Source organism: Pontibacter rufus (genome assembly GCF_015694705.1).
Classification (GTDB): domain Bacteria; phylum Bacteroidota; class Bacteroidia; order Cytophagales; family Hymenobacteraceae; genus Pontibacter; species Pontibacter rufus.
In genome coordinates this window covers 1-25,691 of the sequence record NZ_JADQDR010000010.1, presented here as the reverse complement: position 1 = coordinate 25,691, position 25,691 = coordinate 1, and the positions used below count along the sequence as shown (strand labels likewise).

The following is a 25,691-nucleotide window of genomic DNA, read 5'->3' as shown; positions in this document are numbered from 1 at the left end:
AAGGCCGTTTAAGCTGCTTATGGGATACATTTTCTTTGGCGTACTGGTGGTGGCTTTGTGTTTTGCCTTTTACAGGTGGGCTACACGAAGGGAGCGACGGCGCAGGCAGGTGATTAAGCAGGAGTTTCCGGCAGAATGGCGTAAGATCCTGCAGGATAGGATTGGGTTTTATCATACTTTGGATACAGAAGGTAAAGCACGCTTTGAGAAAATGCTGCAGCTCTTTCTGGCGGAAAAGCGCATTACGGGCATCGAAACAGCGATTGACGATCTGACGAAAATACTTGTCGCTTCGAGCGCCATCATTCCTATTTTCGGTTTTCAGGACTGGGAATACCAGAATTTAGGTGAAGTGCTGGTATTTCCGGGAAGTATAAAACGGTATGAAAATGAGCAGAATGAAGTTGTAGCAGAGATGCTGGGGCGTGTAAATCCTTTCCAGAACGACCACTACGTAACCCTCTCAAAACCGGCGCTGGAGCGCGGCTTCAACGACATGCAGGATCGCAGGAACGTGGGCATACATGAGTTTGCGCACATGCTGGACCAGGCGGATGGTGAAATTGACGGCATACCAAAAGCTTACTTGCCCGACGAGTTGGTGCGGCCCTGGCAGGAGCTGATGCTGCGCGAAATTAAAAGTATACATAGTGGCGATTCGGACATCAACGATTACGGCGGCACCTCAGAAGCTGAGTTTTTCGCGGTGGTGACAGAATACTTTTTTGAGAAACCAGGCCAACTGGCTGAGAACCATCCGAAGTTGTATGAACTCCTTACAAAGATTTTTCACCAGAAGCCGCGGAAACGTTTCAGTATCAATTTCAGGCAGTTACTAAACCCGTATGGCAAGCGTGTGGGCCGCAACGAGCCTTGCCCCTGCGGCAGCGGCGATAAGTATAAAAACTGTTGTTGGCAAAAGCGCGGCGTGGCTGCGTAAAGTATAGATGTATACGTAATTTCCCTTCGGTTAATGTTAACTGCTTATAGCCTGGAACAGAAAAGATATTCCTATAGCTAAAAGGCCCATATAGATATATTTATAAAAGCTTTCTCCGTGCAGGCGGTGATTCAATATTCTGCCGAGGAAAATTGCTGGCAACGCTAAGGGCAAGGAAATTAAATAATAGTACGTTACGGCGGGCACCCAGAGGCCAGCCAGCCAGTAGCCAACCATCCCGACAATGCTGGCAGGCAAAAAATATCCTTGTAGGGTCGCCCGAAAGTGCTGTGCCGTCCAGCGGCGCATAGCTCCGTATATTACGAGCGGCGGCCCGTTCAATCCATAGGCTCCACCAAGAATTCCTGCACAGAACCCACATCCGAGCAGCCAGCTCCAGCCGCCGGCTTTAACCGCTACGGCCTTTCGCCCAGTTAGTGAGTATATGGAGAATGCAATGATGATTACACCTAGACCAGCCTTCACGATAAGATCATTACCGGACGTGAGCATCAGCAGACCCAGCGGTATTCCTGCAAGTGTAGAAAGTATCAGCCAGCTGGCGCTGCCTACATGAATTTTTTTCCAGTCCTGCACCACAACAATACTTGCCACTGTAATGGAGATGAGAACGGAGAGCGGAGCAGCTACCTCAAGAGGAATACGAAACGCCAGTAACGGAACTGCAATCAATGATTCGCCAAATCCGAAAGCCGACCGGACTAATGTAGCCAGGAAAATGACGATTAAAACATATAGCGTTAGGGGATCTATGTTGGTATTTGTTTAAAGATGGAGCAAAAACCATATCTGTTGTGCGGTGTTGCTTCTTTTTGGACTTTATTTAAGCAAAAGTAAGAAATTAATTAACCAAAATACATCTTTTAGAGATACACATAATTGCCGAAAGTATAGAATTGGGTTGCGCTATAATTTCAGTATAACAGAAGGGACGAATGTATCTGTGTCTCTATGCTTATGATAAAGCCTCATTTATCGTAAGAAAACAATTTCTAACCCCTGATTCGTATTGCATGGTTTATACTTGCTTTCGCAGCGCCTAAGCGATCATACTGAAAATACCTGAGCAATGGCCGGCTTCTGTTGAGAATCGCTCTCATTGCATAAGTCCTGACTTTATGATTTCGTACGGAACGCCAATTTATGCCGCTTCTGCTATACTTTCTGAATAAATTTTCGCAAACTTGGGTATAACGTCAGTAAGCTTTAACTATGAACCCAAACACTGCTCCTGCACCAACGCCCAAAGCCGGTCTCACTACCGAACAGTTTGTCTGGAAGTATGCTCATCATCCTACTTATATACCACCAACGGGCCCGGAACTAAACGCTAAGAACTGGCAAAGTGAGGCGGCGCTGCGGATGTTTCTCAACAACCTGACCGACGAAGTGGCCGAATCGCCAGCGGATTTGGTGGTGTACGGGGGCACGGGCCAGGCAGCCCGCACGCCTGAAGATGCCCGCAAAATTATAGAAGTGCTGCTGGAACTGGAAGAAGACGAAAGCTTGCTGGTGCAGTCGGGCAAGCCGGTTGGTAAGGTGCGCACGCACCCGGAAGCGCCGCGTGTGCTGATTGCCAACAGCAACCTGGTACCGCATTGGGCTACCTGGGAATACTTTAACGATCTGCGCCGGCGCGGCCTGATTATGTATGGGCAGATGACGGCGGGGAGCTGGATTTACATTGGTTCACAGGGTATACTGCAGGGCACTTACGAAACCTTTGCTGCCTGTGGCAGGAAACACTTTAACGGCGATTTGCGGCACAAACTGCTCGTGACAGGCGGACTCGGCGGGATGGGCGGCGCACAGCCGCTGGCAGCCACCATAGCTGGCGCCACTTTCCTGGGTGTGGACGTGAATCCCGATAGAATACAAAAGCGCCTTGATACCCGCTATATTGATAAAATGACCTACAATTATGAGGAAGCGAAGCGGTGGGTACTGGAGGCGAAAGAAAGGGGAGAAGCCATTTCTGTCGGTTTGGTAGGGGACATCGGCGATGTGCTGGAGCGCCTGCTACAGGACAACATCACGCCCGACATCCTGACCGACCAGACTTCAGCACATGACCCGTTGAACGGCTACATACCCAACGGATTATCCCTGAAGAAAGCTAAAGAACTGCGCATGCAGGATCCGGACAAGTATAAAGCGCTTTCGCTGCAAAGTATGGCCCGGCAAATTAATTTTATGCTGGCGCTGCAGCGGCGTGGCAGCATCACCTTCGATTATGGCAACAACCTCCGCGAATTTGCACAGCAGGGCGGTGCGTCCGATGCTTTTCAGATTCCTGGTTTTGTGCCGGAGTATATCCGCCCGCTGTTCTGCGAAGGTAAAGGGCCATTCCGCTGGGCAGCACTTTCCGGTGATCCCGAAGATATCCGGGTAACAGACGAGGCATTGAAAGAGCTGTTCCCGGAAAACAGGCACATGATCCACTGGCTGGATGAGGCGGAGGAGAAAGTTACTTTTCAGGGGTTGCCGTGCCGCATTTGCTGGTTGGGCATGGGTGAGCGCGAAAAAGCCGGGCTGCTGTTTAACCAGCTGGTGCGTACTGGAAAGGTGAAAGCACCTATTGTTATTGGCCGCGACCACCTGGACTGCGGCTCCGTGGCTTCACCCTACCGCGAAACAGAAGGCATGAAAGACGGCTCCGATGCCATATCCGACTGGCCACTACTTAACCTGATGGCTAACACAGCCGGCGGCGCTACGTGGGTGTCCTTTCACCATGGCGGCGGTGTGGGCATTGGGTATTCGCAACATGCCGGCATGGTTATACTGGCCGATGGCACTGACCGCGCCGAACGTTGCCTGCGCCGCGTGCTCTACAACGATCCGGCACTCGGCATTTTCCGCCATGCTGATGCGGGCTACGAAACCGCACAGGAAAATGCAGCGCAGTTCCGGTTAACGCTCTAAGCACGCTTTTACTTCCGATTTTAAGAATAACTGAAACGACATTGTTTTTCCTTTGCACTAGATGAAATCAACAGACACAAACCATACCCTTATCGGCCCTTTCAGTCAAATCCTGACGATGGAAAACCTGCCGGTTGCTGGGCCGATAGCTGATGGCCGGTTACAGGTGCTGGAGCAGGGCGGTGTGCTGGTGCAGGGGGAGAAAATTATTAAAACTGGCAGGTACACGCAACTGCACCATGAGGCGGTGGAACACAAGTATAAACTGGAATTGATCCGGGAGCCGATGGTGCTACTGCCCGGCCTTATTGACGCCCATACCCACATGTGCTTTGCCGGTTCACGTGCCAGCGATTACGCCCTGCGTGTCGCCGGGAAATCATACCTGGAGATTGCCCGCACTGGCGGCGGCATACTGGATAGCGTGCGCAAAACCCGTGACGCCTCTATAGTAGAACTGGTGGAGTTGCTGAAAAGGCGTTGCGACCGGCATCTGTCTGAAGGCGTAACCACCTGCGAGGTAAAAAGCGGCTATGGCCTGACGGTGGACGATGAATTGAAGATGCTGGAAGTTATCAGACTGGTGAACAGGCACCACGCCCTGGATCTGGTTCCGACCTGCCTGGCTGCGCACATGCTGCCCCCCGAATTCACAGATGCCGAAGTATACTTAGCGCACATAGTAAGCGAGCTGTTGCCGCAGGTGCTGGAGCAGGATTTAGCCGGCCGCGTGGATATTTTTGTGGAGGATACAGCTTTTACGGAGAAGGCCGCCACCAAATACCTGCTGGCAGCAAAAGATATGGGGTTTGACTTGACCGTGCATGCCGATCAGTTCAGCACCGGTGGCAGCAGGGTGGCAGCAGAGGCAGGATCCGTAAGCGCCGATCACCTGGAGGCCAGCACCGAAGTGGAAATAGCGTTGCTGCAGGAAGCCGGAACGGTGGCCACTGTCTTGCCGGGTGCATCGCTGGGGCTGGGCATGCGCTATGCGCCCGCACGCAAAATGCTCGACGGCGGCCTTTGTCTCGCAATAGCTACTGACTGGAACCCCGGCTCTGCACCAATGGGTGATTTGCTGTTACAGGCTGCTTTGCTGGGTGCTTCCGAAAAGCTTATGACCGCCGAAACGCTTGCGGCCATCACCTCACGTGCCGCACACGCCCTCTATCTCACCGACCGCGGCATACTTGCCACAGGAAAGCTGGCCGACATGATTGCCTTCCCGACAGAAAATTACAAGGAGATTTTATACTTCCAGGGTAAGTTAAAACCAAAGATTATCTGGAAAAAAGGGAACAGAATTTCAGGCAGGACTTGAATAGATTGTGCGGGTAGTATAACATAAATTATTGTAGTATAATGCCTTAAGATAAATTACTTTAAAGTATAAAATTAATCCTGATTGTTCTTCCGGAAAGAATCATTTAAGGTGTTTTTACTTAATCTCCCGTGGCTTAAAAAGAAAAGTATGTATAAACCAAGCACCAACGGAGCCTGGAAAGGCAGAGTAGATGCGCATGATGGTGCTTTGGGATTGCGGTGGCACCAGGCGGTAAAGTTATTGGATCTCTCTCAAAATTTACCTGAAGTAAGCAGGGGCCAGACTGCTTTCGCTTTTTTAGGGTTTTGCTGCGACGAGGGTGTGCGGCGCAACCAGGGCAGGGTGGGAGCCGCAGCCGCTCCTGCAGCTTTGCGCGCTGCAATGGCTTCTTTCGCGCATCACCTGCTGGCCCAGGTTATACTTTGCGATGCCGGTGATGTAATTTGCACCAACCAGAACCTGGATGAAGCACAGGAACAGCTCGGGAAAAAAGTAGCGCTGTTGCTGCAGAAAGGCTATCGCCCCTTGGTGCTCGGCGGCGGTCACGAAACAGCTTACGGGCATTTCCTGGGTCTGGCACAGGCCACGACACAGCAACAACTCGGAATCATTAACTTTGATGCGCATTTCGATTTGCGCAGTTACGAGAAGCAACCCAGCTCAGGCACACCATTTCTCCAAATTGCTGAAAGGCAGATTGCAAAAGGTCACCATTTCAAGTATAACGTGATAGGCCTGCAGGAATTCGGCAACACGCGTATCCTGTTCCAAACTGCTGAGAGGCTACAAATAAAGTATACTTTGGCGGCGGAAGTGCAGTGCCATAACCTCGCTGTGCTAGAAGAGCAGCTGACCGGCTTCCTGGCTCAGGTAGATGCTGTTTATGTAACCATCGATATGGATGTGTTTGCTGCAGGGTACGCGCCGGGAGTGAGCGCCGTAAACCCGCTGGGGCTGCAACCTGAAATTGTAGTAGAGTTGCTGAGGCAGGTGGCACGCAGCGGAAAGTTGCTGAGCCTGGATGTGGCGGAACTCAACCCGGCTTATGACATCGACAACCGCACCGCTAAATTAGGAGCCACTTTGCTATATTATGTGGTGCAGGAGTGGAGCAAAGTATAAGCTAAACATCAGCATCAGAGATCTTTTAAGTAAGTATAAAAGCTGGCTAAAATTTTAAAGAATGCCTGCGGAACAAAAATTAAGTTTATCCGGATGCCTGCAATGATGCGCTACAAAATATTTGTCATCAACTTAAAGCGTGATTTTGCTCGGAACGTATTTATTACAAATCACTTAAACTCCCTGGGCCTTAATTTTACGCTGGTTGAAGCAATAGATGTATTGGGTTTAACTCCAGCTGTTTACAAGGAACTTGTAGATGAAGCGGCAATTGCTCCTAAAGTTAAATGGTTGACGAAAGGGGCAATTGGCTGCGCGCTTAGTCATCTTAAGGTGTATGAAATGATTGTCCGCCAGGACTTGGATTATGCACTCGTACTCGAAGATGATTGCCTTTTAGACAACACCACAGCTTTTATACTCGAAGATTTAGCTCACAACCTGGCTTTAAACGAAGTGGTTTTACTTCATTACAGAAGCTGGAAAACCATACACCTTGCACAAGCGAGGAGCACGCAACTAACAGGAAAATACCGCCTTTATGAACCACAGAAGCCATATTCTTTGGGATCGGCTGTGGCCTACGTTATCACCAGGGAAGCTTGCCGCAACTTATCCGGTTTCCTGCTGCCGGTACGCGGCTCTTCGGATGAGTGGAACCGCTTTTTAAGGGAAGGTATCATCAAAAGCATCAGATGTGTTTACCCAATGCCCATTGATACAGCTGATTTCAAGAGTTCAATAGATTATGTACCTCCGGGTTCGCTGAGAGGAAAGTTAGCTGCTTTTATTGATAAGAATAAAATTTTCCCGGCTTACCAGTACCTGCATTACAGAAGAAGAAAGATAAAAAGGAAGTTACAAAAAGTAGAACTAACAGATTAGGCAAATAATGTTAACTGCTTCATCCACAGGAACTGCTACTTCACTTTAAACTTTGTCCAGTAAGTAGTAGCGCCGGTAACTACTTCAATTAAGTAGGTGTCGCGCTGCAGCCTGCCGACGTTGTAGTGCCGCCGTTTTTTACTGCCAGCCATACTTAGCGGCTTATGGTAAACGAGCTTCCCGGCGGTATTCGTAATCTTCAACTGGCCATCTGCTTTAAGTACCTGCTCCAGATCAAGCTGAAAAGTGCCTTTTTTAGCGGGATATAACTTGATGCCGGAGAGCGTTTCCTGCGTGGCTGTGGGTAGAGCTTCCTCAGCTTTTACAAGAATATACTTGTTTTCCTGCACAGGCATAGGCGTTTTGTGCACTTGTGCCGAGGCAGCAGGAATCAGAACAGTTATAAACGGTAGCAGCGCGGCAAATACCAGGCTATACTTATGCTTCATCATCATTTGTTTAACGGTAAAGTATAGGAGTTGCGTTTGCTACTGCATATTTGGGGCCAGATTAACTGCTTTCATCTTCCTGGTTTGCAAACCTGCAGTTAAGTATAATCATCCTGCAATTTGCTATCAAACCCTGTTATACTTTGGCAGGCTTAACCGGTATAGAGGCCTAGCTTTTTGAGCGTGCGCTGGCGCGAGATCTTACCGGTAGCAGTTTCCGTAAAAGCCGGGATATAGTATAGCTCTTTGGGCATTTCAAACCTTTTGAGGAACTTACGCAGGGTTTTCAGCAACTCCTGCTCTTTGCCTGCTTCCAGGGGATTACCTTCCAGCACCAGTACGATTTTTTCTCCCAGCAGCTCGTCCGGCTGCGGCGCCACAAACGAACGCGGCGCGCTGTCCCAATCGATAAGGGCTTCTGCCACGGCCAGTTCTACTTTCTCTATCTGCACTTTCACGCCGCCTGTATTAATGGTGTTATCGGCACGGCCAATCCAGCGGAAACGCGTAGGCGTGAGCAGTTCTACAATGTCGTTGGTAACCAGGAGCTCGTTGTTGGTGATGTCGCCTTTGATGGTAAGGCAGCCGCGCCTGTCGATACCTACACTTATGTCGTCGAGCACCTCGTAATATTCGGCTGCCTCCGGCCCGCTCAGGCGGCGCAGGGCAATGTGCGACGCAGTTTCCGTCATGCCGTAAGTATGATAAACGGGGCTTTTTATACTGCGCAATTCGCGCTGTAACATCGGACTCACAGGAGCGCCGCCTACCAGGATGCCTTTCATGTGGTTCAGCTGTGGGAGCGCCGCCGGCATATCCTGCAGAATAGTCTGGATCTGCATCGGCACAAAAGAAGAAAAATCTATCTGCTCATCAGCAGGAGCCAGCGCCAGCGGGTTGCTCACAGGATCGACAATAACCATTTCCAGGTCTGCTATAAAACCGCGGGCGAGCATCATCATACCGGCAATATATTCGGTGTTGAGGCAGGCCAGCATGCGGTCGCCGGACTGCAGGTTAAGAATTTTAATGGTGCGGCGGGCGCTTGCTTCCATTTGCTGCCGGGTCAGGTGCATGACTTTGGGCGTACCCGTAGAGCCGGACGTCTGTATCGGGAATTCCTGTATGCCGGTGAGCCAGCTGCGGCAGAACTCCAGTGTCTTGCTTTCATAGCCGTTCAGCGGAATGCTGTTGCGGAAAGAATAAGCGGCAATTTCATCATAATAAAATTTCTTGCCGTTGAGGAGAAGAGATTTGTCAGTCATATCAGAAAAAGGGAGGCGGACAGGCCGCTTCTGCTGTAAAATTACAACATTAGTGCCATTGTTTAAAGCCAGCCGCCAGTTTCTGATTGCTGAAAGTATGGATGATGCTAAATATTTGATTCGGTCGGGGCCAGCCATACCCGTCTGGCTGCGGAAACCGCAGCTATTACCGATAACAGGGTGTTTATACTTGTAATTTAATAGGTTCCTTCTTTATGCACCCGCATGTAGTAATCGAAGGAGAAACGGCCGGAGCCAAAAAACAGGAAAAAAATCAACAGTACCAGCACCAGTACTGATACCCACAGTTCAGAGTTTTCGACGTAAAAGCCCTGTTTGGAATTTACAAAAATAACGGCCCCGAGCAGAATAGGCAGCTGAAACAAAATGGCTATGCGCGTAATGAGGCCCAGTGCGATAAGAACACCGCCGGAAATATGGACCATCGCCACGTAATGCGCTAACCCGAAAGCCAGCCATCGGAACTGGCTATGCTCCATAATGTTCCGTATCGTTTCTGTGTGCTGAATAAACATTATGCCCTTGGCAAGTATAAAAAGGCCAAGGCCAACGCGGATAAAGTCAATCCAGATCGGATGGCGCATTTCGCTCCAGCGGTCCACGCGGTTCATGTTTTGAATTAAGTTCATGGCTGTAATCATTTAGGATGAAACTACTGTTATATTTTACTTAAACGATCTAAAACATGAACCGGACACAAATTGCACGACTGTCTTTTACAAAGCTGCCCAAAGGTATAACTTCATCTAAAGCACTGATAATTCGGGCAAAACCTGCTTCAGACCTGGCATGTTACAGCATACTTTCCGGAAGTATAAACGGGAGCTTTCGGTAGCTATACTGCGGGCGGAGCGGGTTGTTTGGGCCGTAAGATTTTATTGTCTATGGAATAGCGGCCTGGGCCCACAATCATGAAAAAAACCAGCAGCCCCAGCACTATAACAGACAGCCAGAGTTCTGCATTGCCCATGTCAACGCCGCGTTGCGGGTTTACCACCAGCACTGCTCCCAGCAATACTGGTATCTGGCAGAGCAGCGCCAGGCGTGTTAAAAAGCCAAAAGCTATCATCAGGCCGCCGATGATGTGCACAGCACTCGTAAACATAGATGCTTTCCGGATACTGATAATATCCTGGTGCTGGCTGAACATGTAGAAAACATCAGTGGTATGCTCTAAAAAGAGGATGCCTTTGATGAAGAGAAAAAGTCCGAGGGCGATACGCAGCCCATCCATCCAGACGGGGTTGCTGGCGCTGTTGATGCGCCTGGTGTGCTGTACTTCGTGGGTTAGTTCCATGGCTATAGCTGTTTAAAGTATATGAACTATATATTTATAAACGACTATTAAACAGAAACGGCTAAAATCCTGCTGAAAATAGAGCTTACAGGTGCGTGAAAGGACATATCTTGCTATCAGCCAGGCCTAATGATTCCGGATTATTGCACAACCAATGTATGATAGGTTACCGCATATCCGCCCCAGATGCCGTAGCCGCCGCTGATGTTGGACTGCACGGCACCGGGCGAACCAACAGGGCTGCCGTTGTTACTTTGCTCGGCCTCCAGGCTGCTCCAGAAACGGAAATGTGCGATGTCGATGGCGGCCCAGCGGACTGTAATCGTGTCACCCTTACCAAAATAGCCATACTTGTCCTGATCCAGTTCTGCCTGTCCTTTGGGCTCCCCGCGCTCCAACGGAAAACTGATAGTGCCGCCGTTGATGAGTTCGTCGTTAAAAACGGATGTAAAATAGCCGGGATAATAAGGCTCGCTGTTGCGTTTGGTAAAGTACCGGATGCTGTTTCCCAGCGTGTCGGGGTCGTTGTAGCGGTAGTATAATGTTACGAGGCTGTCCTGCGCTGCATCCGGGTGCGGCACCGTCCAGAGCGAATCGATGGGATTTAGTTGCGGAATGGTGGTGGAGGCGGTGAGGGTTCTGCCCTCATGGCTGATGCGCAACTTGTAGGTTTCTCCCAGCTTTCCTTTCAGCTCATCCGAAGTATAAACATACACCACAAAGCCGCTGCCTGAAATCAGCAACTGCTCTGGTATACTTAACTGTGCCGAAACTGCCTGTCTCATCGCTTCAGAAAAGGCCGGGGAAGGAACTTCCTGCAAAGTATAATCGCGTCCTTGCGTGCTTACAACGATGTTTGCGTTATGTACGAAATTCCCGGCCAGCTCCTCCGCGTTAAATGCCGAAAATACAGGTGTAGTGCGGGTAAGTATAAGCACAGGTGGCGCATCCTGTTCAATATGGCCTTCTACCACCAGTTGTTCTTGGCCCTCAGGCAAGTCCAGCGTCAGGTTTTGCTCGCAGCCGGTCAAAACAGTAAATATCAAAAGTATAAGTTTATAAAATACGTTTTTCATGCTCATAACCAGCTGAAGTTCCAGGTAACAGAGGGCAGAGGAAAAGGGATAACAGATACCTTCTTCGCCTGTAACTGCACATTGCCGCTATAAGGTTCTCCCTCGCTGTCGATATAGTATAAAAATGGATTCCGGCGGCCATACACGTTGTAAACCGAAAAAGTCCAGCTCGATTTCATATTGCTGTGCTGCCTGCCTTCCAGCGTAGCAGCCAGATCAAGGCGGTGAAAAGGCTGCATCCGGAAGCTGTTGCGGTCGCCGTACTGGTACGCAATATTGCCTTCGATAAAATAGCGCCGGGCCGGCAGGGTAGTGGCCTGACCGGTGCCATAAACAAACGTGCCGCCAAATGTCCAGCGTTTGTTATACTTATAACTGGCCACCAGCGAAAGATCGTGCCGCCGGTCGAAGCGGGCCGGGAAGGTTTCGCCATTATTCAGGGCCGGGAAGGTGCGGGTGGTGCGGGAGAGGGTATAGCCAAGCCAGCCCTGCAGATTACCGTAATTTTTCCGCAGAAAAAACTCCACTCCGTAAGACTTGCCGTTGCCTGTTACAAATTCATACTCTAAATCGCGGTTGCTGGGCCCCGGCGAGAAGCCTTCGCGGTACTCCAACTGATTCTTCATCGCTTTAAAGTATACTTCTACCGAGCCCTCATACTTGTTTTCATGTATACTCCGGAAATATCCCAACGCATATTGCGTGGCCCGTTGCGGCTCCACCAATGCCGAACTCGGCACCCACACATCCAGCGGCAAAGTAGTATAGGCATTGGAAACCAGGTGCACGTACTGTGCCGATTGCGTGAAAGCAGCTTTGAGGGAGGATAACCTGTTAAGTTCATACCGCAACGACACGCGCGGCTCCAGTGCCTGATATGAAATTACTTTTTCACCACGGCCATAGATCGTTGAGTCCGTAACAGCCTGGCTTTCATTAAACTGGTAAAGATGGAACGGCCCCACCTGTTCAAAATAACTGCTTCGCAGGCCGATGCTCAGCAGCAGCTTATCGGTCACGTTCCAGTCATCAGAAACATACAAAGCAGCCTCATGCCCATACTTGGCCAGAACGCGGTTGGTGGAAAAGCTTTGTCCCTCCTGGTTCTGCGCTTCTCCCGAGCGCGGTTCCAGCCGGTGGAAAGTATAATCCAATCCATATTCGATGTGATGGCGCACATTGGGTGTATAATCAAACCCAAGGCGGACGCCATAATCCTGCACACCGGTTTGCACCAGGGTATTAAAGCCGCCATAATCCCAGCCAAAATCGAACGTATACCTGCTGTATAAGCCGGACAGGTTGAGGAAAAGCTTGTCGTTAAACAGGTGGTTCCAGCGAAGTGTAGCGGTGGCATTGCCCCAGCCGAAATCTGAGGAAAAACGACCATCAGAGAGCTTCAGGCTGCCGGCATCGCGGCCATAGTAACCACTCAGGTACAGGCGGTCTTTGGCCGACAAAGTATAGGTCAGCTTCCCGTTCAGGTCATAAAAATAAAAAGGCACGCCACCCTGTTCCGTATTTTTGAGAAAAGGATTAAACAGCACATCCATGTACGTCCGCCTGCCCGAAAGCAGGAAAGATGCCTTTTCTTTGGCAATAGGGCCTTGCAGGGTAAGGCGCGAAGAAATGAGCCCGATGCCGCCCTCCGCTTTGTACTTTGTCTGGTTACCGTCCTTCATGTTGATATCGAGCACAGAGGAAAGGCGACCGCCGTAGCGGACAGGCATATTGCCTTTGATGAGGGTTGTGCTTTGCAGCGCATCAGCGTTAAAGACAGAGAAAAAGTTGAGCAGGTGGCCTGGATTGTAAACCGTAGCGCCATCAAGCAGGACCAGGTTCTGATCGGCCCCGCCGCCGCGCACATAAAAGCCCGTGTTGCCTTCGCCACCTGATGTTACGCCCGGCAGCAGCTGTATGGTTTTAAGAATGTCGTTTTCGCCGAACAGCACCGGCAGCGACTTGATGGTTTCGAGGGGCAGTTCCAACTGGCCCATGGCCGCCGATTCGGTAATGGGCGGTTGCCGGTTGGCCGTTATTTCTACCTCCTGCACACCATAAGCTGCGGCGCTCAGGCGGATATTTTGCTGCACATCGCTGCTTACTTGTATATCCCGCTGCCAGTTTTCGTACCCAATGTACTTTGCCGTAAGCGTATAGGCGCCGCCAGGAGCTGAGAAATTATAATTTCCCTGCGCATCTGTTATAGCACCTGTACCTGCTATTTCCTGCAAGGCAACAGTGGCGCCGGCCAGCGCCTCGCCGGTAGCGGCGTCTGTTACTTTACCGGATAAACGAAAGCGCTCCTGTGCAGCCGCAGGCAAAGCCAGCAGCAGCACAAAACAAAGCAGGTATAATCTCTTGTTGTGGAAGTTGATAGTTATAATTTGCAAACCGCAGGCTCCTCTAAACACCACGAGAACAGCTGGCATGGCTAAAGGTTTAACGCTTTAAGGCCGGATATCTGTTCAACAGCAAATTATAAACAAGCGTGGCCAGGTAAGCGAGCAATGCCCCCAGCAAAGCGCCTCCGATAACGTCCATTGGGAAATGTACGCCCAGGTACACGCGGCTGTAACAGATAAGCACCGCCCAGGTAACCAGTATTATCTTAAACAGGAGGTAGCGGCCGGATAAGATGAGGTTAAAGAAAACGGCCAGGGCAAATGTAGTAGCCGCATGCGACGACATAAATCCGAATTGTCCGCCGCAGCCATGCACCACATTGATAACGGCATCCAGGGTCGGGTCGTGGCAGGGGCGGAGGCGGGCGAAAGTTGCTTTGAAAATGCCGGAAGCTATGAAGTCAGCCAGTCCGATGGCAGCGCCAGCCAGCAACAGCATCAGAAAGCCCTGCCGGCGGTAGCGGTAAACCACATAACCGATAATAGCCAGGTAAAACGGAATCCAGACCAGCTTTTCCGACATAAAAATCATAATGCCGTCCCAAAACGGACTATGCAGGCCATTGATGTAGACAAACAGTTCCTTGTCGAGCTTCTCCAGCGCTTCTATCATACTTACTGCACGTTAAGCCAGTCGATGTCTTTTTTGAGATACTGCTGCGTTTGCGCTTCCAGGCTGCCGGGTTCCGGCGTAAAATTATACTGCCAGGAGGCAAGCGTGGGCAAACTCATCAGGATGGATTCGATGCGGCCTTTGGTGTGCAGCCCGAACTTGGTGCCGCGATCATAAACCAGGTTAAATTCCACATAACGGCCGCGGCGCATCAACTGCCATTGCTTTTCGCGCTCGCCGTAAGGCAAATCGCGGTTCTCGTTCATAATGCGCGTATAAAAAGGCGCAAAGGCATAAGCCACATCGTGCACAAAGGCCAGGCGGTCGGCTATACTTATCTCGTCTGTAGCCATCAGCCTGTCGAAGAAAATGCCTCCCACGCCGCGCGTTTCCTCACGGTGCTGGTTGTAAAAATAATCATCCGCCCACTTCTTAAACTCCGCATAATAAGTTGGGTGGTGCCGATCGCATACTTCTTTCATCAGCCGGTGAAATTCCCGTGCCTGCTCCGGGTTTACATAGATGGGGGTCAGATCGATGCCGCCGCCAAACCAGGCCTGCCCGTTGCCGGCCTCAAAGTAGCGTACGTTCATGTGTGTGATGGGCACCATCGGGCTATGTGGGTGCAGCACCACCGATACGCCTGTGGCAAAGTAGTTGGCATCCGGCATTTCCAGCATCTTCAGAAACTGAGGCGACAACTGGCCCCGCACTGCCGAAAAGTTTACGCCGCCTTTTTCCAGCACGTTGCCACCCTGGATCACGCGCGAAATACCGCCGCCTTCTTCCTCATGTTTCCAAGTGTCGGTGCTGAAAGTAGCGCCACCATCGCAGCGCTCAAGCGCTTCACATAAATCGGACTGAAACCGGCGCATAAACGCTTCTACTTCTTCTCTGAACATATTTTAGAGGTTAGATGCTGGATATTAGATTTTAGACAAAAATTGCTTGTTAAAAGTAGCAGCAGTTTTCTGCCGTAAATATGGCTATACCTGATGGCTAACTGTTAACCAGAAAAAGTATGCTTGCTGGTAATGCAAGTTGAAAAAAATCATCCAGATATCGTCCCATATACTTTCGTAACAGTATCTGGATGGGCAAAATTACCGAATTATAGCCGTTCTACCACCGCCTACTCTGTATTTTAGAAAGAGCTCCTTATTTCGTACTTTCGTGCAAACCGATCTAAACATGTCTAAAGATATAATGGAGGCCGTAAAGCTGGACATCACCCTGCTTAAAAAGGCTTACCTACTGATGCTAACTGCCAAAAACATGGCAGATACTTACGAAGAAAACAAAGCTGTTTGCAGCAGGTATGTACACAGCACCTCACGCGGCCACGAGGCCATACAACTGGCAGCCGCCTTCCAGTTACAACCTTACGATTACGCTTCACCTTATTACCGTGATGATTCCCTGCTGCTCGGCATTGGGTTACAACCTTACGAACTCATGTTACAACTGATGGCGAAAGCGGACGATCCTTTTTCGGGCGGCCGCACCTACTATGGTCATCCATCGCTCCGAAGAGCAGGTTTCCCGACTATACCACATCAGAGCTCCGCCACAGGCATGCAGGTTATTCCGGCTACTGGTATGGCGCACGGCATAGCTTACCTGGAAGGACAGGGGCTGCTGAAAGGAGAGGAGAAACCGGTGGTGCTCTGTTCGATGGGCGATGGCGCCGTTACCGAGGGCGAAGTGGCCGAAGCATTTCAGATGGCGGTGCTGAAGGAGCTACCTATTGTATACCTGGTGCAGGACAACGACTGGGGTATTTCGGCTACGGGCAAAGAGATGCGTGCCATGGATGCTTACGAGTATGTAGCAGGCTTTAAAGGGTTGGAGCGCCTGCGCGTGGATGGCTCTGACTTTGCAGAGGCATATGAGGGCATGCGGGTTGCATTTGATTATGCCCGCCAGGTCCGAAAGCCTGTACTGGTGCATGCCCGCTGCCCGCTGCTGGGACACCATACGTCGGGGGTGCGCCGGGAGTGGTACCGTGGCGATAACCTGAAACAACATGCCCAGGAAGACCCGATTCCCAAGCTGCGGCAGGCGTTGCTGGATGCAGCTATAACACCGGATGAAATAGCGCAGTTGGAGCAGGAAGCCATACAAACCGTGACCAATGACTTTCAGCGTGCCCGGCAGGCCCCCGGCCCTGATCCGGCCACTTTCGATACGCACATGTTTGCTCCCACGCCTGTAACGGAAGAGAAAGGTGAGCGCAGCCCGGCCGGCGCTGAGAAAATCATTATGGTGGATGCTGCCCTGCATGCCGTAGATGATATCCTGCGGACTTACCCGGAAGCTTTATTTTACGGTCAGGATGTGGGCGGTGAACTGGGGGGGGTGTTCCGGGAAGCGGCGCTGCTGGCCAAAAAGCATGGCGATGCGCGCGTGTTCAATACACCCATTCAGGAGGCATACATTATAGGCTCTACGGCGGGTATGTCGGCTGTAGGCGCGAAAGCCATCGTGGAGATTCAGTTTGCTGATTATGTCTGGCCGGGTATGAATCAGCTGGTTGAGGAGCTTTCAAAGAGCTGCTACCTGTCTAACGGCCAGTTTCCGGTGCAGACGCTTATACGCGTACCAATTGGCGCCTACGGTGGCGGCGGTCCTTACCATTCCGGAAGTATAGAATCCACGCTGCTGAACATCAGAGGTATTAAAGTTGTATTCCCAAGCAATGCTGCCGATATGAAAGGCCTGATGAAAGCTGCTTTCCTGGACCCGAATCCGGTAATAATGCTGGAGCATAAAGGTATTTACTGGTCAAGGGTGCCGGGCACTGAGGATGCCAAAACCATAGAACCGGACGAAAACTATATCCTGCCGCTGGGCAAAGCCAACATAGTACAGCAGGCAAGTGATGAACAGGTTAGCAAAGGCAACAGTATGGCCCTTATCACCTACGGCATAGGCGTGTACTGGGCCAAAACTGCCTCAAAACAATTCCCCGGAAGTATAGAAATTGTAGATCTGCGCACGCTCAATCCGCTGGACTATGAAACAGTAAAAGCCGCGGTAGAACGCCACGGCAAAGCGCTGGTGCTCACCGAAGAGCCGCTGCTCAATTCCTTTGCCGAGTCATTGGCCGGCCGTCTGTCCAGGGACTGCTTTCAGAAACTAGATGCTCCGGTTTATACTTTAGGAGCCGAAAGTCTGCCCGCCATTCCGCTGAATGTGGATCTCGAAAAGATGATGCTCCCTAATGCCCGGAAAGTAGCCACTGCCATAGAAGAATTGCTGAACTATTAAGCACCCGCTGGTGCGAGCTTGCAGCTCGTGCCTTTACATCTACAGAAGAAGTACGAGCTGCAAGCTCGCACCAGCAAAAGTAGCCATGAAAACGGGAAATGGGAAAGTATAAACACTTTGATTCTGATGTAAGGTGCACGAAATCAGAAAGGATAGCCGATGCCGATGTTTAGGGTACTTTGGTTGTTGCGGGTGAAGAACTCGGAGAAGCTGAAATTATCCAGCACAAACTTTTCCCCGTTAATGCCTGCCGGATCGTATACTTTGGTAGCCAGGTCGAAGCGCAAAACCACAACGGCCAAATCAAAGCGGATGCCGAAGCCGGTACCCACCGCCAGCTCTTTGTAAAAGCGGTTAAAGGCAAAGTCAGCGCCGGGCTTTGTTTCGTCTTTTTTAAGCCACCATACATTACCGGCATCTACAAAAAAAGCGCCGTTAATAAAGCTGAACATATTAAAGCGATATTCGGCACTGCCTTCCAGCAATACTTCACCGGGCTGTTCTAAAGCGAAATCGCGCTTGCGCACCAGCTCGCCGTTTTCAAATACCACATCTTCTGTCGCATACGAGCCCGGTCCCAGCCTCCTGGACTGCCAGGCGCGTACGCTGGAGGCGCCGCCTGCAAAGAAATATTTATCGTAAGGCAGCACATCAGTGTTAAATAGCGGTGTAGCCACGCCTGCATTAATCCTGTAAACAAAGTATTGTTCGCCTCCAAGCGGAATATAGCGCCTGTAGTCGGGGTTAGCTTTAGCGTATTGAAACGTCTGTAAGTCGCCGAGCTTGATGTTCAGGCCGAGTTCTTTTGTCAGGCCGCCTACTTCCAGCAGCGTCCGGAAGTAGCGGGCATTAAGTGTTTGGGTGAAGTCGTTGGTGTTATAAATAAAATTGAAAGCCATGTAGGACAAAAAGGCGCTCCTGAAACTTTCGATAAGCGATTTGCTGCCCTGGCTATACTTCTCCAGGCTGGCTATAAACTCATTGGAAATGCGGTCAGTCTGCACAATGCTCAGGTTCACCGGCGAAAAAATGAGTTGCTGTGTTGGTATTTGCAGGGTGGTGCGGGCTTTCTGCCAGATGTAATCGTAACTGAGCTGGTAATTTGTGCGCTTGTACTCGTCCCTGTCGATGCTGGTAAAACTGGTGAGCACACGGGTTTTCGGGTTATTCGCCGAGAGAATGCTGGGGCCGCCGAATGGAAGCAGTATCGTCGGGAAAGTGAGTCCCAGGTTAGCGCCATACTGCTTCGATAAAACTGTTTTATCCGGATCTTCGAGGCTCAGCTGTCCTTCCAGGCCACCGTGCAGGCCCAGATCCAGGTTTTCTGCGCCACCAAAAATATTACGTATGCGCAGGTTTATACTACTGAACGGCCCCGGCACGGCTTCGGTATAGTTTAATCCGAGTTCTGCTGTTTCCTGGTACTTCTTAGCAGGTATGGCATTGATAAAAGCATTCAGCAGGTACGTGTTCGTAGAATCTCTGGGGTCCGTTATCTTGTTGTAGAGCACGTTGTTGAACTGGAAGACATCCAGGTCGGCCAGTTGGCGCTGCGTCACACTGGTACGCACCTGGCTGTAGAGCTGCCCCGGATAAATGATGATTTTCTGGTCCAGTACCTTCGGGGCATACTTCAGATCGTAAGCTATATACCGGATGTTGTTGAACGTAACCGTGTCGCGGGCAATACCAAAGCGGTCGGCATCGCTTTTAAAGTATACTTTGTTCAGCTTGTATACATGGTGTGTCGAATCGTTTTCCGGGTTTTGAATGAGCGTTTTCACCTGCGCCGTGTGGCCGGCATAGCTGGTATCCACCTCAAAGGAGATATAGGCGCGGGCAAAATCATAATAGCCGCGGTTCTTCATCAGTTCATACAGCCTGTCCCGCTCCAGCGTCAGAACAGCTTCATCATATATTTCGTGGGGCTGAAGCAAAGAATTTTCTTCGGCAGATTTTACCAGGTTCAGGACAGCCGTATCGGGTATGCCGTAGCTGAAATTGGCATAGCGGTAAGGATCGTTCTCGTCAATATTGATGGTGATGTATACCAGCTTATCTTTTTTGATGTCCTTCTGATAAGTAGCTGTGTGATTAAAGTAGCCTTTGGCGTTAAGGTAAATGTCAATCTGCTCCATGGTTTCGGCCATCAGCGTAGAGTCGTAAATGGCCGGCGGCTCGCCCACCTGCATCAGGAAATTGCCTTCTTTCTTTTTCTCTTCCAGCCGGTCGATACGGTTGTTGATGCGGTCACGGATTTTGCGGGCTTTGGTGGAGTCGCTGCCGGCAGCTGCTACCTTGCGGGCTATTTTCTGCTTCATCCCTTCAATGCGCTGCTGAATTTTAAGCGGATCGAAAAACTTTTGTCCGAAGTAGTACAGCGATAAGTAGGGAGTAGATCCCAGTACCATCCGGTTAGGTTCCTGCTGGTAAAGTGCCTCAATGGCAGCCGGATCGATGTGCTGCAGCCCCTTTGGTTCTATGCTGACCAGCAGCTTCTCGTTCGGACCCAGATGTTTGGTGGGCACGCAGCTACTCAAACATAAAATTGTAAATACGAGGGCGTATATGTATAATCGTGATCTCAAACCTTTATCCGGCTATGTTGTCAAAAGCAGTTGTAAAGTACATTAAATCCCTGCAAGTAAAAAAATACCGCAGCCAACACCAAGCCTTTGTGGTGGAGGGCGCCAAAAGCGTGCTGGAGCTGCTGCAAGCTGATTTCAGGCTGGAGCACCTTTTTGTTACGGAAGCCTTTTACAACCAACATGCGCATCTGCTCGACAAAGGTTTTCAGTTCGATATCGTGAAGGAAGACGACCTGGTGCGGGCGGGTACCTATACCTCCAACAACGCTGCCTTAGCCGTTGCAAGTATGCGCGAACTGCCGCCCCTGGAAGTAAAGCCGCAGGAACTGGTGCTGGCCCTCGATGATATCCGCGACCCCGGCAACCTGGGCACCATCATCCGTATTGCCGACTGGTACGGCATCACCAAAGTAGTCTGTTCAGAAACCTGTGCCGACTTTTACAACCCCAAAGTTATCTCCGCTACCATGGGCTCTTTTACGCGGGTACAGGTATACTTTCTGGATCTGGCCGGCTGGCTGCAGCAGTTAGGCAGCGGCTACCGTATATACGGCGCCTCGCTCGACGGCGACAACATTCATACCATGCAACTCAATCCGCAGGGCATTGTGGTGATGGGCAACGAAGCCAACGGCATCAGGCCGGAAGTGGCGCAACACGTTAACAAGCTGATTAAAATTCCTGCTTTCGGCCAGGCAGAGTCCTTAAATGTTGCTACGGCCACCGCCATTATTATAGATAACTTCCGGCGCTCCGATAGGAAATAAAGTAAGAAAAGGAGCACCGGGCAGGCGCTCCTTTTCTTACTTAAGATTTATCAGAAAGGCTTTATACTTATTCCAGCAGGCGCAGGCCAAAACTGATGACATTTGCCTGCGGGCCGCGGTTGTCTTTGAACAGGTCGTTCATGTTATACTTCACAAACAGGTTCACTGATCCATAACCTAACACACCTTCCAGGCCATACTGAAAATCAGAGAGGTTATAGTTGTCGCGGATTTTATCTTTCTGTGTTTTGCCGCCTTCTTCATACTTCAGTTTGGCATGGCTGCCCAGCCCGTAGCCTACAAAACCACCTGCACCGATGATGAACCCGTCTTTGTCGTTTTCGCGCCTGAACTGCAGTACCGGCATCAGCGGGATGTTGATGGCCGAATGCGTCAACTTTGATTTTTCGTAGTTGATGTCGCCTGTATTGTTGAAGTAAGTATAGTTGTCGATATTCTCCACAAACACATTATCATCAAACATATAGTTGTTAAAAGAGAACTCTATGCCTGAAATCAGGTGCAGCGGACTTCTGCGGCCACCTATCTGCGAATTCAGGTGCATGTTCAGGCTTACGTATCGGGAGCCAAGCGGCTTCAGATCAACCAGGTCATCTATGTCGGAATTTATAAAATTGTTGAGACCTAAATCTATATCAAAGTTGAACTTGGTCGGTCTGTAATGCTCCTCGGTTACCTGTATGCTGTCCTGTTCTTCTTTATCCGGCACGTTCACGTTTACTTTGGTGTTACCGTCCTCTTCCTCTACATCCACTTCAATCTTAAAGGTCTTGTTGATGCGGATTTCGTGGTGTTCCTTGTTGCCTTCTTTGCCGCCCGATTCCTGCACTGTAACGGTTACCTGTTCCGATCCATCCGCGCTGGTTGAGTCTGAAGAGCTGAAAGTGACGGTCATTTCGTCAGAGTCCATGTTGGTGCTGGACTGCTCCAGGCTGTCTACCTGCAGCACATACAGGTTCAGCTTGCGCATTAGCGAATCGAGGCTATAATGCTGGAAAGCTTTCAGTTGCTCTTTGTTCTGGAGCAGCAGCGTCAGTTTAGCGCCGTTGGCCATTTTAATGATGATGGTGTCCTGGTCGCCGAGGCGCTGACCTACGGTAAGATCGCCTTTGGCAAACACACCGGTAACGGCAGCCATGCAAATGGCTGTGATAAGTAGCAATCGTTTCATGGTTTTGGAGAGTTAGAGGTTGATAACTTTAGAGAATTTCTGGTTTCCGATGGTGGTTCCGACAGCAATTTTATCGGCTTTAATGCCCAGGTCTGCCAACTCCACCGGCTCGCCGTTGCTGAGTTTGCGTACCTGCTTAAAAATGTTTTTGGCGAGTTTTGCTTTCTTTTCCAATCCGTTCGGCTCGCCTGCCTTGGCTGAAACAGTTTGGGTGGTCACAGCACGCTTTATAATAATTTCAACGGGTGCAGTATTGGTCATGGCCTCCGGTTCTTCGGAAGAGGCTAAAGCAGCTGCCATCAACGGCTCCGTCCCGGCCACGTTCTCAGAAGTTGCAGCAGGCTCCTGAGCTGGCTTGTTTGCCGGAACAGTCTGGGCCATGGCAGGAGACTTAACAGAAGCTTTTGCTGGTATAGTCGATTTTTTCATAACAGATTCAGGTTGGGCGGCCGGTTCAGCAGTATGGGCGATGGCCTTTGCAGGATTAGATGCGTCTGGCTTTACTTCGGTTGCCTGGGCCGGTAAATTATTTTCTTTTTCATCTGTAGCAGCATCCGCTATACTGGCCGGTGCAGCCTGTTCCTCCAAAGCTTTGGGCGCAAAGTCAGGCGCTTGCTGTGGCTGTTCTGTTGCCGGCTGCTGCGCCACCGTGCCATTTATACCTGGCGCCTTGTGCTGCATGTTGTAAAATACCAGGCCTACCGCCAGCAACAGTCCGATAACGGCAGCCACGGAGTAGCGCACCCACATAAAGCCGAGCTGCTTCTCTTTCTGTTGCGCGGGCATTTCCTCTCCGATGCGCTCCTGCAGCCGGCTCCATAGGTCGCCGGAAGGAGTGGGGGCGCTGTTGCCCAGGCGCTCCTTAAATAACTTATCGATGTCTTCTGGTCTCATGTCTTCCTCCTTTTTAGTTGGTGGTGATAACTTCCTGGCCCGTCAGGCGGCGTTGCAGCATGGCGCGGGCCTTGCTCAACTGCGATTTAGACGTGCCTTCTGTAATTCCCAGCATATCGGCTATCTCCTGGTGTGCATATCCTTCTATGGCATACAGGTTAAATACGGCCCTGTAACCTGCTGGCAGTGTGCCCAGCAAGGCCAGCAGTTCGCCTTCTGCCAAATCCTGATCGGCGCTGCCGGTACCGGCCACCTGTACGTGGCTGTCTTCTATGGCCAGGTGCAGGGGCTCTTTTTTGCGCAGGAAAGCCAGCGCTTCGTTTACCATAATGCGGCGCATCCAGCCTTCAAAGCTGCCTTTGTTTTCGAACTGGCCGATGTTGCGGTATATTTTCATAAACCCGTTCAGCAGCGCTTCTTCTGCATCCATCTCATTTTTGAGATAGCGCCGGCAAACGCCCAGCATCTGGGGCGCAAAACGCTCGTACAGGTGCTTTTGCGCCTTGCTGTCTGCCCGCTGGCATCCTGCTATTAGTTCTGCTTCCGTCACGCTGGGTAAAAGTTTATATCAAATCTGCTTTTTTGGCTTTGTCAGGCGCTTGTTTGCTGCCCTTTGTACCTTAGATGTCGCAACATCCCCGGAGGTTGCCTGAGGAAGTATAAAATTCTCATTTATTTTTCAGATTTGCTTCTTTCATCTCCGGAAAATACTGGCTGCTACCAAGGTGTTGTCTGAATTAGGGTTTGCTGGATTTAAGGATGGATAAAGTATAAATGCCTAGAAAGGTTTTGGGGCATGATACTCGGGCTTTAAGAAGGAAGCAATTGAGAATTAGGCGGTAATATTTATACTTTAGAACGTCAAGCTATTAGATAACCAATCGAAAATGCTATATTAGTTATGCAAAAGTATGAAGTGGATAATGATCTATATAGCAGGGCCGAAAAGCAACAGTAAAATGGGCAAAGCTACTCCATATATAAGGCCAATAACCGGAATAGCTCCTTATACACTATAGTTATGGCAAATAGAAATAATAGATGAGAATAAACTTATTTGTTTCTTTACTTTTAGTAGTTGTAGCATCATGTAGCCCCAAGAATTATGCTGTAGTAACTAATGAGTTTAGATATGGTGACTTGTCTGATGGCTTACCAGATTTGGATTCAACAGTTACCATAAACTATGAAAGTAGAAAAGTAAAGGCTATTGGCAATTACGCTTTAGCTGATGATAATACTTCAAGTAATCTGAAGGCAGGATATTGGAAAGAATATCATGAAAATGGAAACCTGAAGAGTGAGGGTAATTACAAACTTGGTTCCTTTTTGCAATGTTGTACGGGTGGACTTTGTAGTGATTATTACATGTATAGGGATGGTAAATGGAAATACTACAATGAGAAAGGGGAGTTAGAATATGAAGTGGAATTTATACCAAGTAGGCTACACGTAAAGACGAGCTGTGGAAGTGACTCTCTCACCTTTGGTTTGATAAAAACTATACCACTTGAATATGCTGGTACCCTGACTCCTGATATAATGTATGAACTCCAAAAGGTGGAAACTGAACAGAATTTTGGTTCTATAATTTATACTCCCTTAAACGGTAACTTGTACATCGACTGGAAAACAAAATACTAATACAACACGCCATAACCACACCTAAACATAAGCTACGCCTTTGTTTAGGCAAGTACGTTGGGCGTCATTTTTAAACTAACTACTTATGGACACAACTGAATTTTGGGATTATCTTCCTGGTATGCTGATTTTGCTATCAATAATGACCATTGTAATAATTATTTTACAAAAGTTTGGTGACAAAATCTTCGACAAAGAATATACAGGAAGCAACATTTTGCTATTTGTTTCTTCCTTTTTATTTGTAACTCTTTTAATCGTTCATTTATTTAAACCGCAAGAATGGACTGCTGACATATTGAAAGTTTTGATTGGAGTTTTGGTCGGAGCTGGAGCCTCAAAAATCCCCAAAAAAGAGAAAGGTGAAGGAAGTTCAGTAGATGTATCTGGACAAGTCGGAGGAGATGTTGCTGGACGGGACATTAATAAAAACATACAGCACCTTAAAGATGCAGTTTCAAAAATCGAAGACTCTATTGTACATCAAAACAACCAAATAAGTCAAGTAATTGGCGACCTAGCAAACAGTGACTTCTTGATTAATACAATTTATGAAAGGGGTGACAATATAACTGGTTCAATAGCAAGGGTTATTCAATATTGGACAAGACAGGGTTGGCAGTTAAGACATTTCTCATCTGACTACCAAGGAATGGACGGAATTTTTCTTGTATTTAATAGACAAATGGTAGGACTCGAACCTGAAGTTTATTATCAGCATGGCTCTGACACAAAAAGATTTAATTCCCTTCCAAGATAAAAAACGAACGTCCAACAGTATGTTTATAAAATTGCGGCTTGACGTTAAGCTTTCAACTTTAAATCACTATTTTGCTTCTGTGGTTAATTGAAACCAACCTTTTTCAAATGCCACAACTTCATAAATACTTGAACGTTGGCAGAGATTTATAATACCTAAGAGTATGTTTTGAAATTTTTCAATTTCTTGCTTTAGAGGGCTTTAATCTATTTAGCAGGAAGGAGATAAAGGCA

22 protein-coding genes are annotated in these 25,691 nt (G+C 49.4%); 9 read left to right on the top strand and 13 right to left on the bottom strand.

The genetic code is table 11. The annotated features are described in order from the left end of the window. Positions 1-19 precede the first annotated feature (19 nt). A complete protein-coding gene (locus I2I11_RS16305; protein WP_196268808.1) occupies positions 20-940 on the top strand; it encodes a M90 family metallopeptidase in 921 nt (306 codons plus the stop codon). 36 nt (positions 941-976) lie between these two features. Here the strand turns inward: I2I11_RS16305 and I2I11_RS16300 are convergent, their stop codons facing one another. After that, entirely contained in the window at positions 977-1,681 is a 705-nt protein-coding gene (locus I2I11_RS16300; RefSeq protein WP_370583001.1) for a sulfite exporter TauE/SafE family protein, read from the bottom strand. Between the two features lie 492 nt (positions 1,682-2,173). On the opposite strand from I2I11_RS16300, the gene hutU reads away from it, so the two are divergent. The 4 genes from hutU to I2I11_RS16280 all read left to right on the top strand — a co-directional run bounded on the left by hutU (position 2,174) and on the right by I2I11_RS16280 (position 7,217). Further along, entirely contained in the window at positions 2,174-3,886 is a 1,713-nt protein-coding gene (gene hutU / locus I2I11_RS16295) for a urocanate hydratase (RefSeq protein WP_196268807.1), read from the top strand. A gap of 61 nt (positions 3,887-3,947) precedes the next feature. Then, a complete protein-coding gene (gene hutI / locus I2I11_RS16290) occupies positions 3,948-5,207 on the top strand; it encodes an imidazolonepropionase (RefSeq protein ID WP_196268806.1) in 1,260 nt (419 codons plus the stop codon). Between the two features lie 150 nt (positions 5,208-5,357). After that, positions 5,358-6,332: a formimidoylglutamase gene (gene hutG / locus I2I11_RS16285; protein ID WP_196268805.1), complete on the top strand. Its 975-nt coding sequence runs from the start codon at positions 5,358-5,360 to the stop codon at positions 6,330-6,332. A 102-nt stretch (positions 6,333-6,434) separates the two neighbouring features. Then, positions 6,435-7,217 carry a glycosyltransferase family 25 protein gene (locus I2I11_RS16280; protein ID WP_196268804.1) on the top strand — a complete coding sequence of 261 codons (783 nt, stop codon included), beginning with the start codon at positions 6,435-6,437 and terminating at the stop codon, positions 7,215-7,217. Positions 7,218-7,252: 35 nt separating this feature from the next. On the opposite strand, the gene I2I11_RS16275 is transcribed toward I2I11_RS16280, so the two are convergent. The 8 genes from I2I11_RS16275 to hemF form a co-directional block, all read right to left on the bottom strand. Beyond that, positions 7,253-7,672 (bottom strand): T9SS type A sorting domain-containing protein, encoded by a 420-nt coding sequence (locus tag I2I11_RS16275; protein ID WP_230680362.1) that lies wholly within the window; start codon positions 7,670-7,672, stop codon positions 7,253-7,255. A gap of 146 nt (positions 7,673-7,818) precedes the next feature. Further along, a complete protein-coding gene (locus tag I2I11_RS16270; protein WP_196268803.1) occupies positions 7,819-8,931 on the bottom strand; it encodes an AMP-binding protein in 1,113 nt (370 codons plus the stop codon). A 197-nt stretch (positions 8,932-9,128) separates the two neighbouring features. Then, a complete protein-coding gene (locus I2I11_RS16265; RefSeq protein WP_196268802.1) occupies positions 9,129-9,581 on the bottom strand; it encodes a DoxX family protein in 453 nt (150 codons plus the stop codon). A 206-nt stretch (positions 9,582-9,787) separates the two neighbouring features. Further along, positions 9,788-10,249, bottom strand: coding sequence for a DoxX family protein (locus I2I11_RS16260; RefSeq protein ID WP_196268801.1), 462 nt, complete (start codon positions 10,247-10,249; stop codon positions 9,788-9,790). A gap of 140 nt (positions 10,250-10,389) precedes the next feature. Further along, positions 10,390-11,325 carry a DUF4249 domain-containing protein gene (locus tag I2I11_RS16255; protein ID WP_230680361.1) on the bottom strand — a complete coding sequence of 312 codons (936 nt, stop codon included), beginning with the start codon at positions 11,323-11,325 and terminating at the stop codon, positions 10,390-10,392. Between the two features lie 2 nt (positions 11,326-11,327). After that, positions 11,328-13,757, bottom strand: coding sequence for a TonB-dependent receptor (locus tag I2I11_RS16250; protein ID WP_196268799.1), 2,430 nt, complete (start codon positions 13,755-13,757; stop codon positions 11,328-11,330). Positions 13,758-13,767: 10 nt separating this feature from the next. Then, the gene (locus I2I11_RS16245) at positions 13,768-14,343 is read right to left on the bottom strand and encodes a phosphatase PAP2 family protein (protein ID WP_196268798.1); all 576 of its coding nucleotides are present in this window, start codon (positions 14,341-14,343) and stop codon (positions 13,768-13,770) included. 2 nt (positions 14,344-14,345) lie between these two features. After that, the gene (gene hemF / locus I2I11_RS16240) at positions 14,346-15,245 is read right to left on the bottom strand and encodes an oxygen-dependent coproporphyrinogen oxidase (RefSeq protein WP_196268797.1); all 900 of its coding nucleotides are present in this window, start codon (positions 15,243-15,245) and stop codon (positions 14,346-14,348) included. 289 nt (positions 15,246-15,534) lie between these two features. Here hemF and I2I11_RS16235 point away from each other — a divergent pair, with 289 nt between their 5' ends. Next, entirely contained in the window at positions 15,535-17,613 is a 2,079-nt protein-coding gene (locus I2I11_RS16235) for an alpha-ketoacid dehydrogenase subunit alpha/beta (RefSeq protein WP_196268796.1), read from the top strand. A gap of 143 nt (positions 17,614-17,756) precedes the next feature. Here the strand turns inward: I2I11_RS16235 and tamL are convergent, their stop codons facing one another. After that, the gene (gene tamL / locus I2I11_RS16230) at positions 17,757-20,201 is read right to left on the bottom strand and encodes a translocation and assembly module lipoprotein TamL (protein ID WP_196268795.1); all 2,445 of its coding nucleotides are present in this window, start codon (positions 20,199-20,201) and stop codon (positions 17,757-17,759) included. A gap of 14 nt (positions 20,202-20,215) precedes the next feature. On the opposite strand from tamL, the gene I2I11_RS16225 reads away from it, so the two are divergent. Then, positions 20,216-20,968, top strand: coding sequence for a TrmH family RNA methyltransferase (locus I2I11_RS16225; protein ID WP_196268794.1), 753 nt, complete (start codon positions 20,216-20,218; stop codon positions 20,966-20,968). A 67-nt stretch (positions 20,969-21,035) separates the two neighbouring features. Here I2I11_RS16225 and I2I11_RS16220 read toward each other — a convergent pair whose 3' ends face one another. Genes I2I11_RS16220 through I2I11_RS16210 form a run of 3 tightly spaced genes read right to left on the bottom strand, consistent with a single transcriptional unit; the run spans position 21,036 to position 23,604 of the window. Next, positions 21,036-22,160 (bottom strand): outer membrane beta-barrel protein, encoded by a 1,125-nt coding sequence (locus I2I11_RS16220; protein WP_196268793.1) that lies wholly within the window; start codon positions 22,158-22,160, stop codon positions 21,036-21,038. A 12-nt stretch (positions 22,161-22,172) separates the two neighbouring features. Beyond that, on the bottom strand, positions 22,173-23,054 hold the full coding sequence (locus I2I11_RS16215; RefSeq protein WP_196268792.1) for a hypothetical protein: 882 nt from the start codon (positions 23,052-23,054) through the stop codon (positions 22,173-22,175). 13 nt (positions 23,055-23,067) lie between these two features. Next, positions 23,068-23,604, bottom strand: a complete 537-nt coding sequence (locus tag I2I11_RS16210) for an RNA polymerase sigma factor (RefSeq protein ID WP_196268791.1) — start codon at positions 23,602-23,604, stop codon at positions 23,068-23,070. A gap of 491 nt (positions 23,605-24,095) precedes the next feature. Between I2I11_RS16210 and I2I11_RS16205 the strand changes: the two genes are divergently transcribed. After that, positions 24,096-24,698 carry a toxin-antitoxin system YwqK family antitoxin gene (locus tag I2I11_RS16205; protein ID WP_196268790.1) on the top strand — a complete coding sequence of 201 codons (603 nt, stop codon included), beginning with the start codon at positions 24,096-24,098 and terminating at the stop codon, positions 24,696-24,698. 85 nt (positions 24,699-24,783) lie between these two features. After that, positions 24,784-25,458: a hypothetical protein gene (locus I2I11_RS16200; RefSeq protein WP_196268789.1), complete on the top strand. Its 675-nt coding sequence runs from the start codon at positions 24,784-24,786 to the stop codon at positions 25,456-25,458. Positions 25,459-25,691 lie beyond the last annotated feature (233 nt).

Bases quoted from the DNA above. Each gene is read 5' to 3' on its own strand.
- I2I11_RS16265 (WP_196268802.1), bottom strand. From the start codon at position 9,581: ATGAACTTAATTCAAAACATGAACCGCGTGGACCGCTGGAGCGAAATG.
- I2I11_RS16275 (WP_230680362.1), bottom strand. From the start codon at position 7,672: ATGATGATGAAGCATAAGTATAGCCTGGTATTTGCCGCGCTGCTACCG.
- I2I11_RS16255 (WP_230680361.1), bottom strand. From the start codon at position 11,325: ATGAAAAACGTATTTTATAAACTTATACTTTTGATATTTACTGTTTTG.
- hutU (WP_196268807.1), top strand. From the start codon at position 2,174: ATGAACCCAAACACTGCTCCTGCACCAACGCCCAAAGCCGGTCTCACT.
- hutI (WP_196268806.1), top strand. From the start codon at position 3,948: ATGAAATCAACAGACACAAACCATACCCTTATCGGCCCTTTCAGTCAA.
- I2I11_RS16235 (WP_196268796.1), top strand. From the start codon at position 15,535: ATGTCTAAAGATATAATGGAGGCCGTAAAGCTGGACATCACCCTGCTT.
- I2I11_RS16215 (WP_196268792.1), bottom strand. From the start codon at position 23,054: ATGAGACCAGAAGACATCGATAAGTTATTTAAGGAGCGCCTGGGCAAC.
- I2I11_RS16280 (WP_196268804.1), top strand. From the start codon at position 6,435: ATGATGCGCTACAAAATATTTGTCATCAACTTAAAGCGTGATTTTGCT.
- I2I11_RS16205 (WP_196268790.1), top strand. From the start codon at position 24,096: ATGAGAATAAACTTATTTGTTTCTTTACTTTTAGTAGTTGTAGCATCA.
- I2I11_RS16200 (WP_196268789.1), top strand. From the start codon at position 24,784: ATGGACACAACTGAATTTTGGGATTATCTTCCTGGTATGCTGATTTTG.
- I2I11_RS16250 (WP_196268799.1), bottom strand. From the start codon at position 13,757: ATGCCAGCTGTTCTCGTGGTGTTTAGAGGAGCCTGCGGTTTGCAAATT.
- hemF (WP_196268797.1), bottom strand. From the start codon at position 15,245: ATGTTCAGAGAAGAAGTAGAAGCGTTTATGCGCCGGTTTCAGTCCGAT.
- I2I11_RS16260 (WP_196268801.1), bottom strand. From the start codon at position 10,249: ATGGAACTAACCCACGAAGTACAGCACACCAGGCGCATCAACAGCGCC.
- I2I11_RS16220 (WP_196268793.1), bottom strand. From the start codon at position 22,160: ATGAAACGATTGCTACTTATCACAGCCATTTGCATGGCTGCCGTTACC.
- I2I11_RS16305 (WP_196268808.1), top strand. From the start codon at position 20: ATGGGATACATTTTCTTTGGCGTACTGGTGGTGGCTTTGTGTTTTGCC.
- hutG (WP_196268805.1), top strand. From the start codon at position 5,358: ATGTATAAACCAAGCACCAACGGAGCCTGGAAAGGCAGAGTAGATGCG.
- I2I11_RS16225 (WP_196268794.1), top strand. From the start codon at position 20,216: ATGTTGTCAAAAGCAGTTGTAAAGTACATTAAATCCCTGCAAGTAAAA.
- I2I11_RS16245 (WP_196268798.1), bottom strand. From the start codon at position 14,343: ATGATAGAAGCGCTGGAGAAGCTCGACAAGGAACTGTTTGTCTACATC.
- I2I11_RS16270 (WP_196268803.1), bottom strand. From the start codon at position 8,931: ATGACTGACAAATCTCTTCTCCTCAACGGCAAGAAATTTTATTATGAT.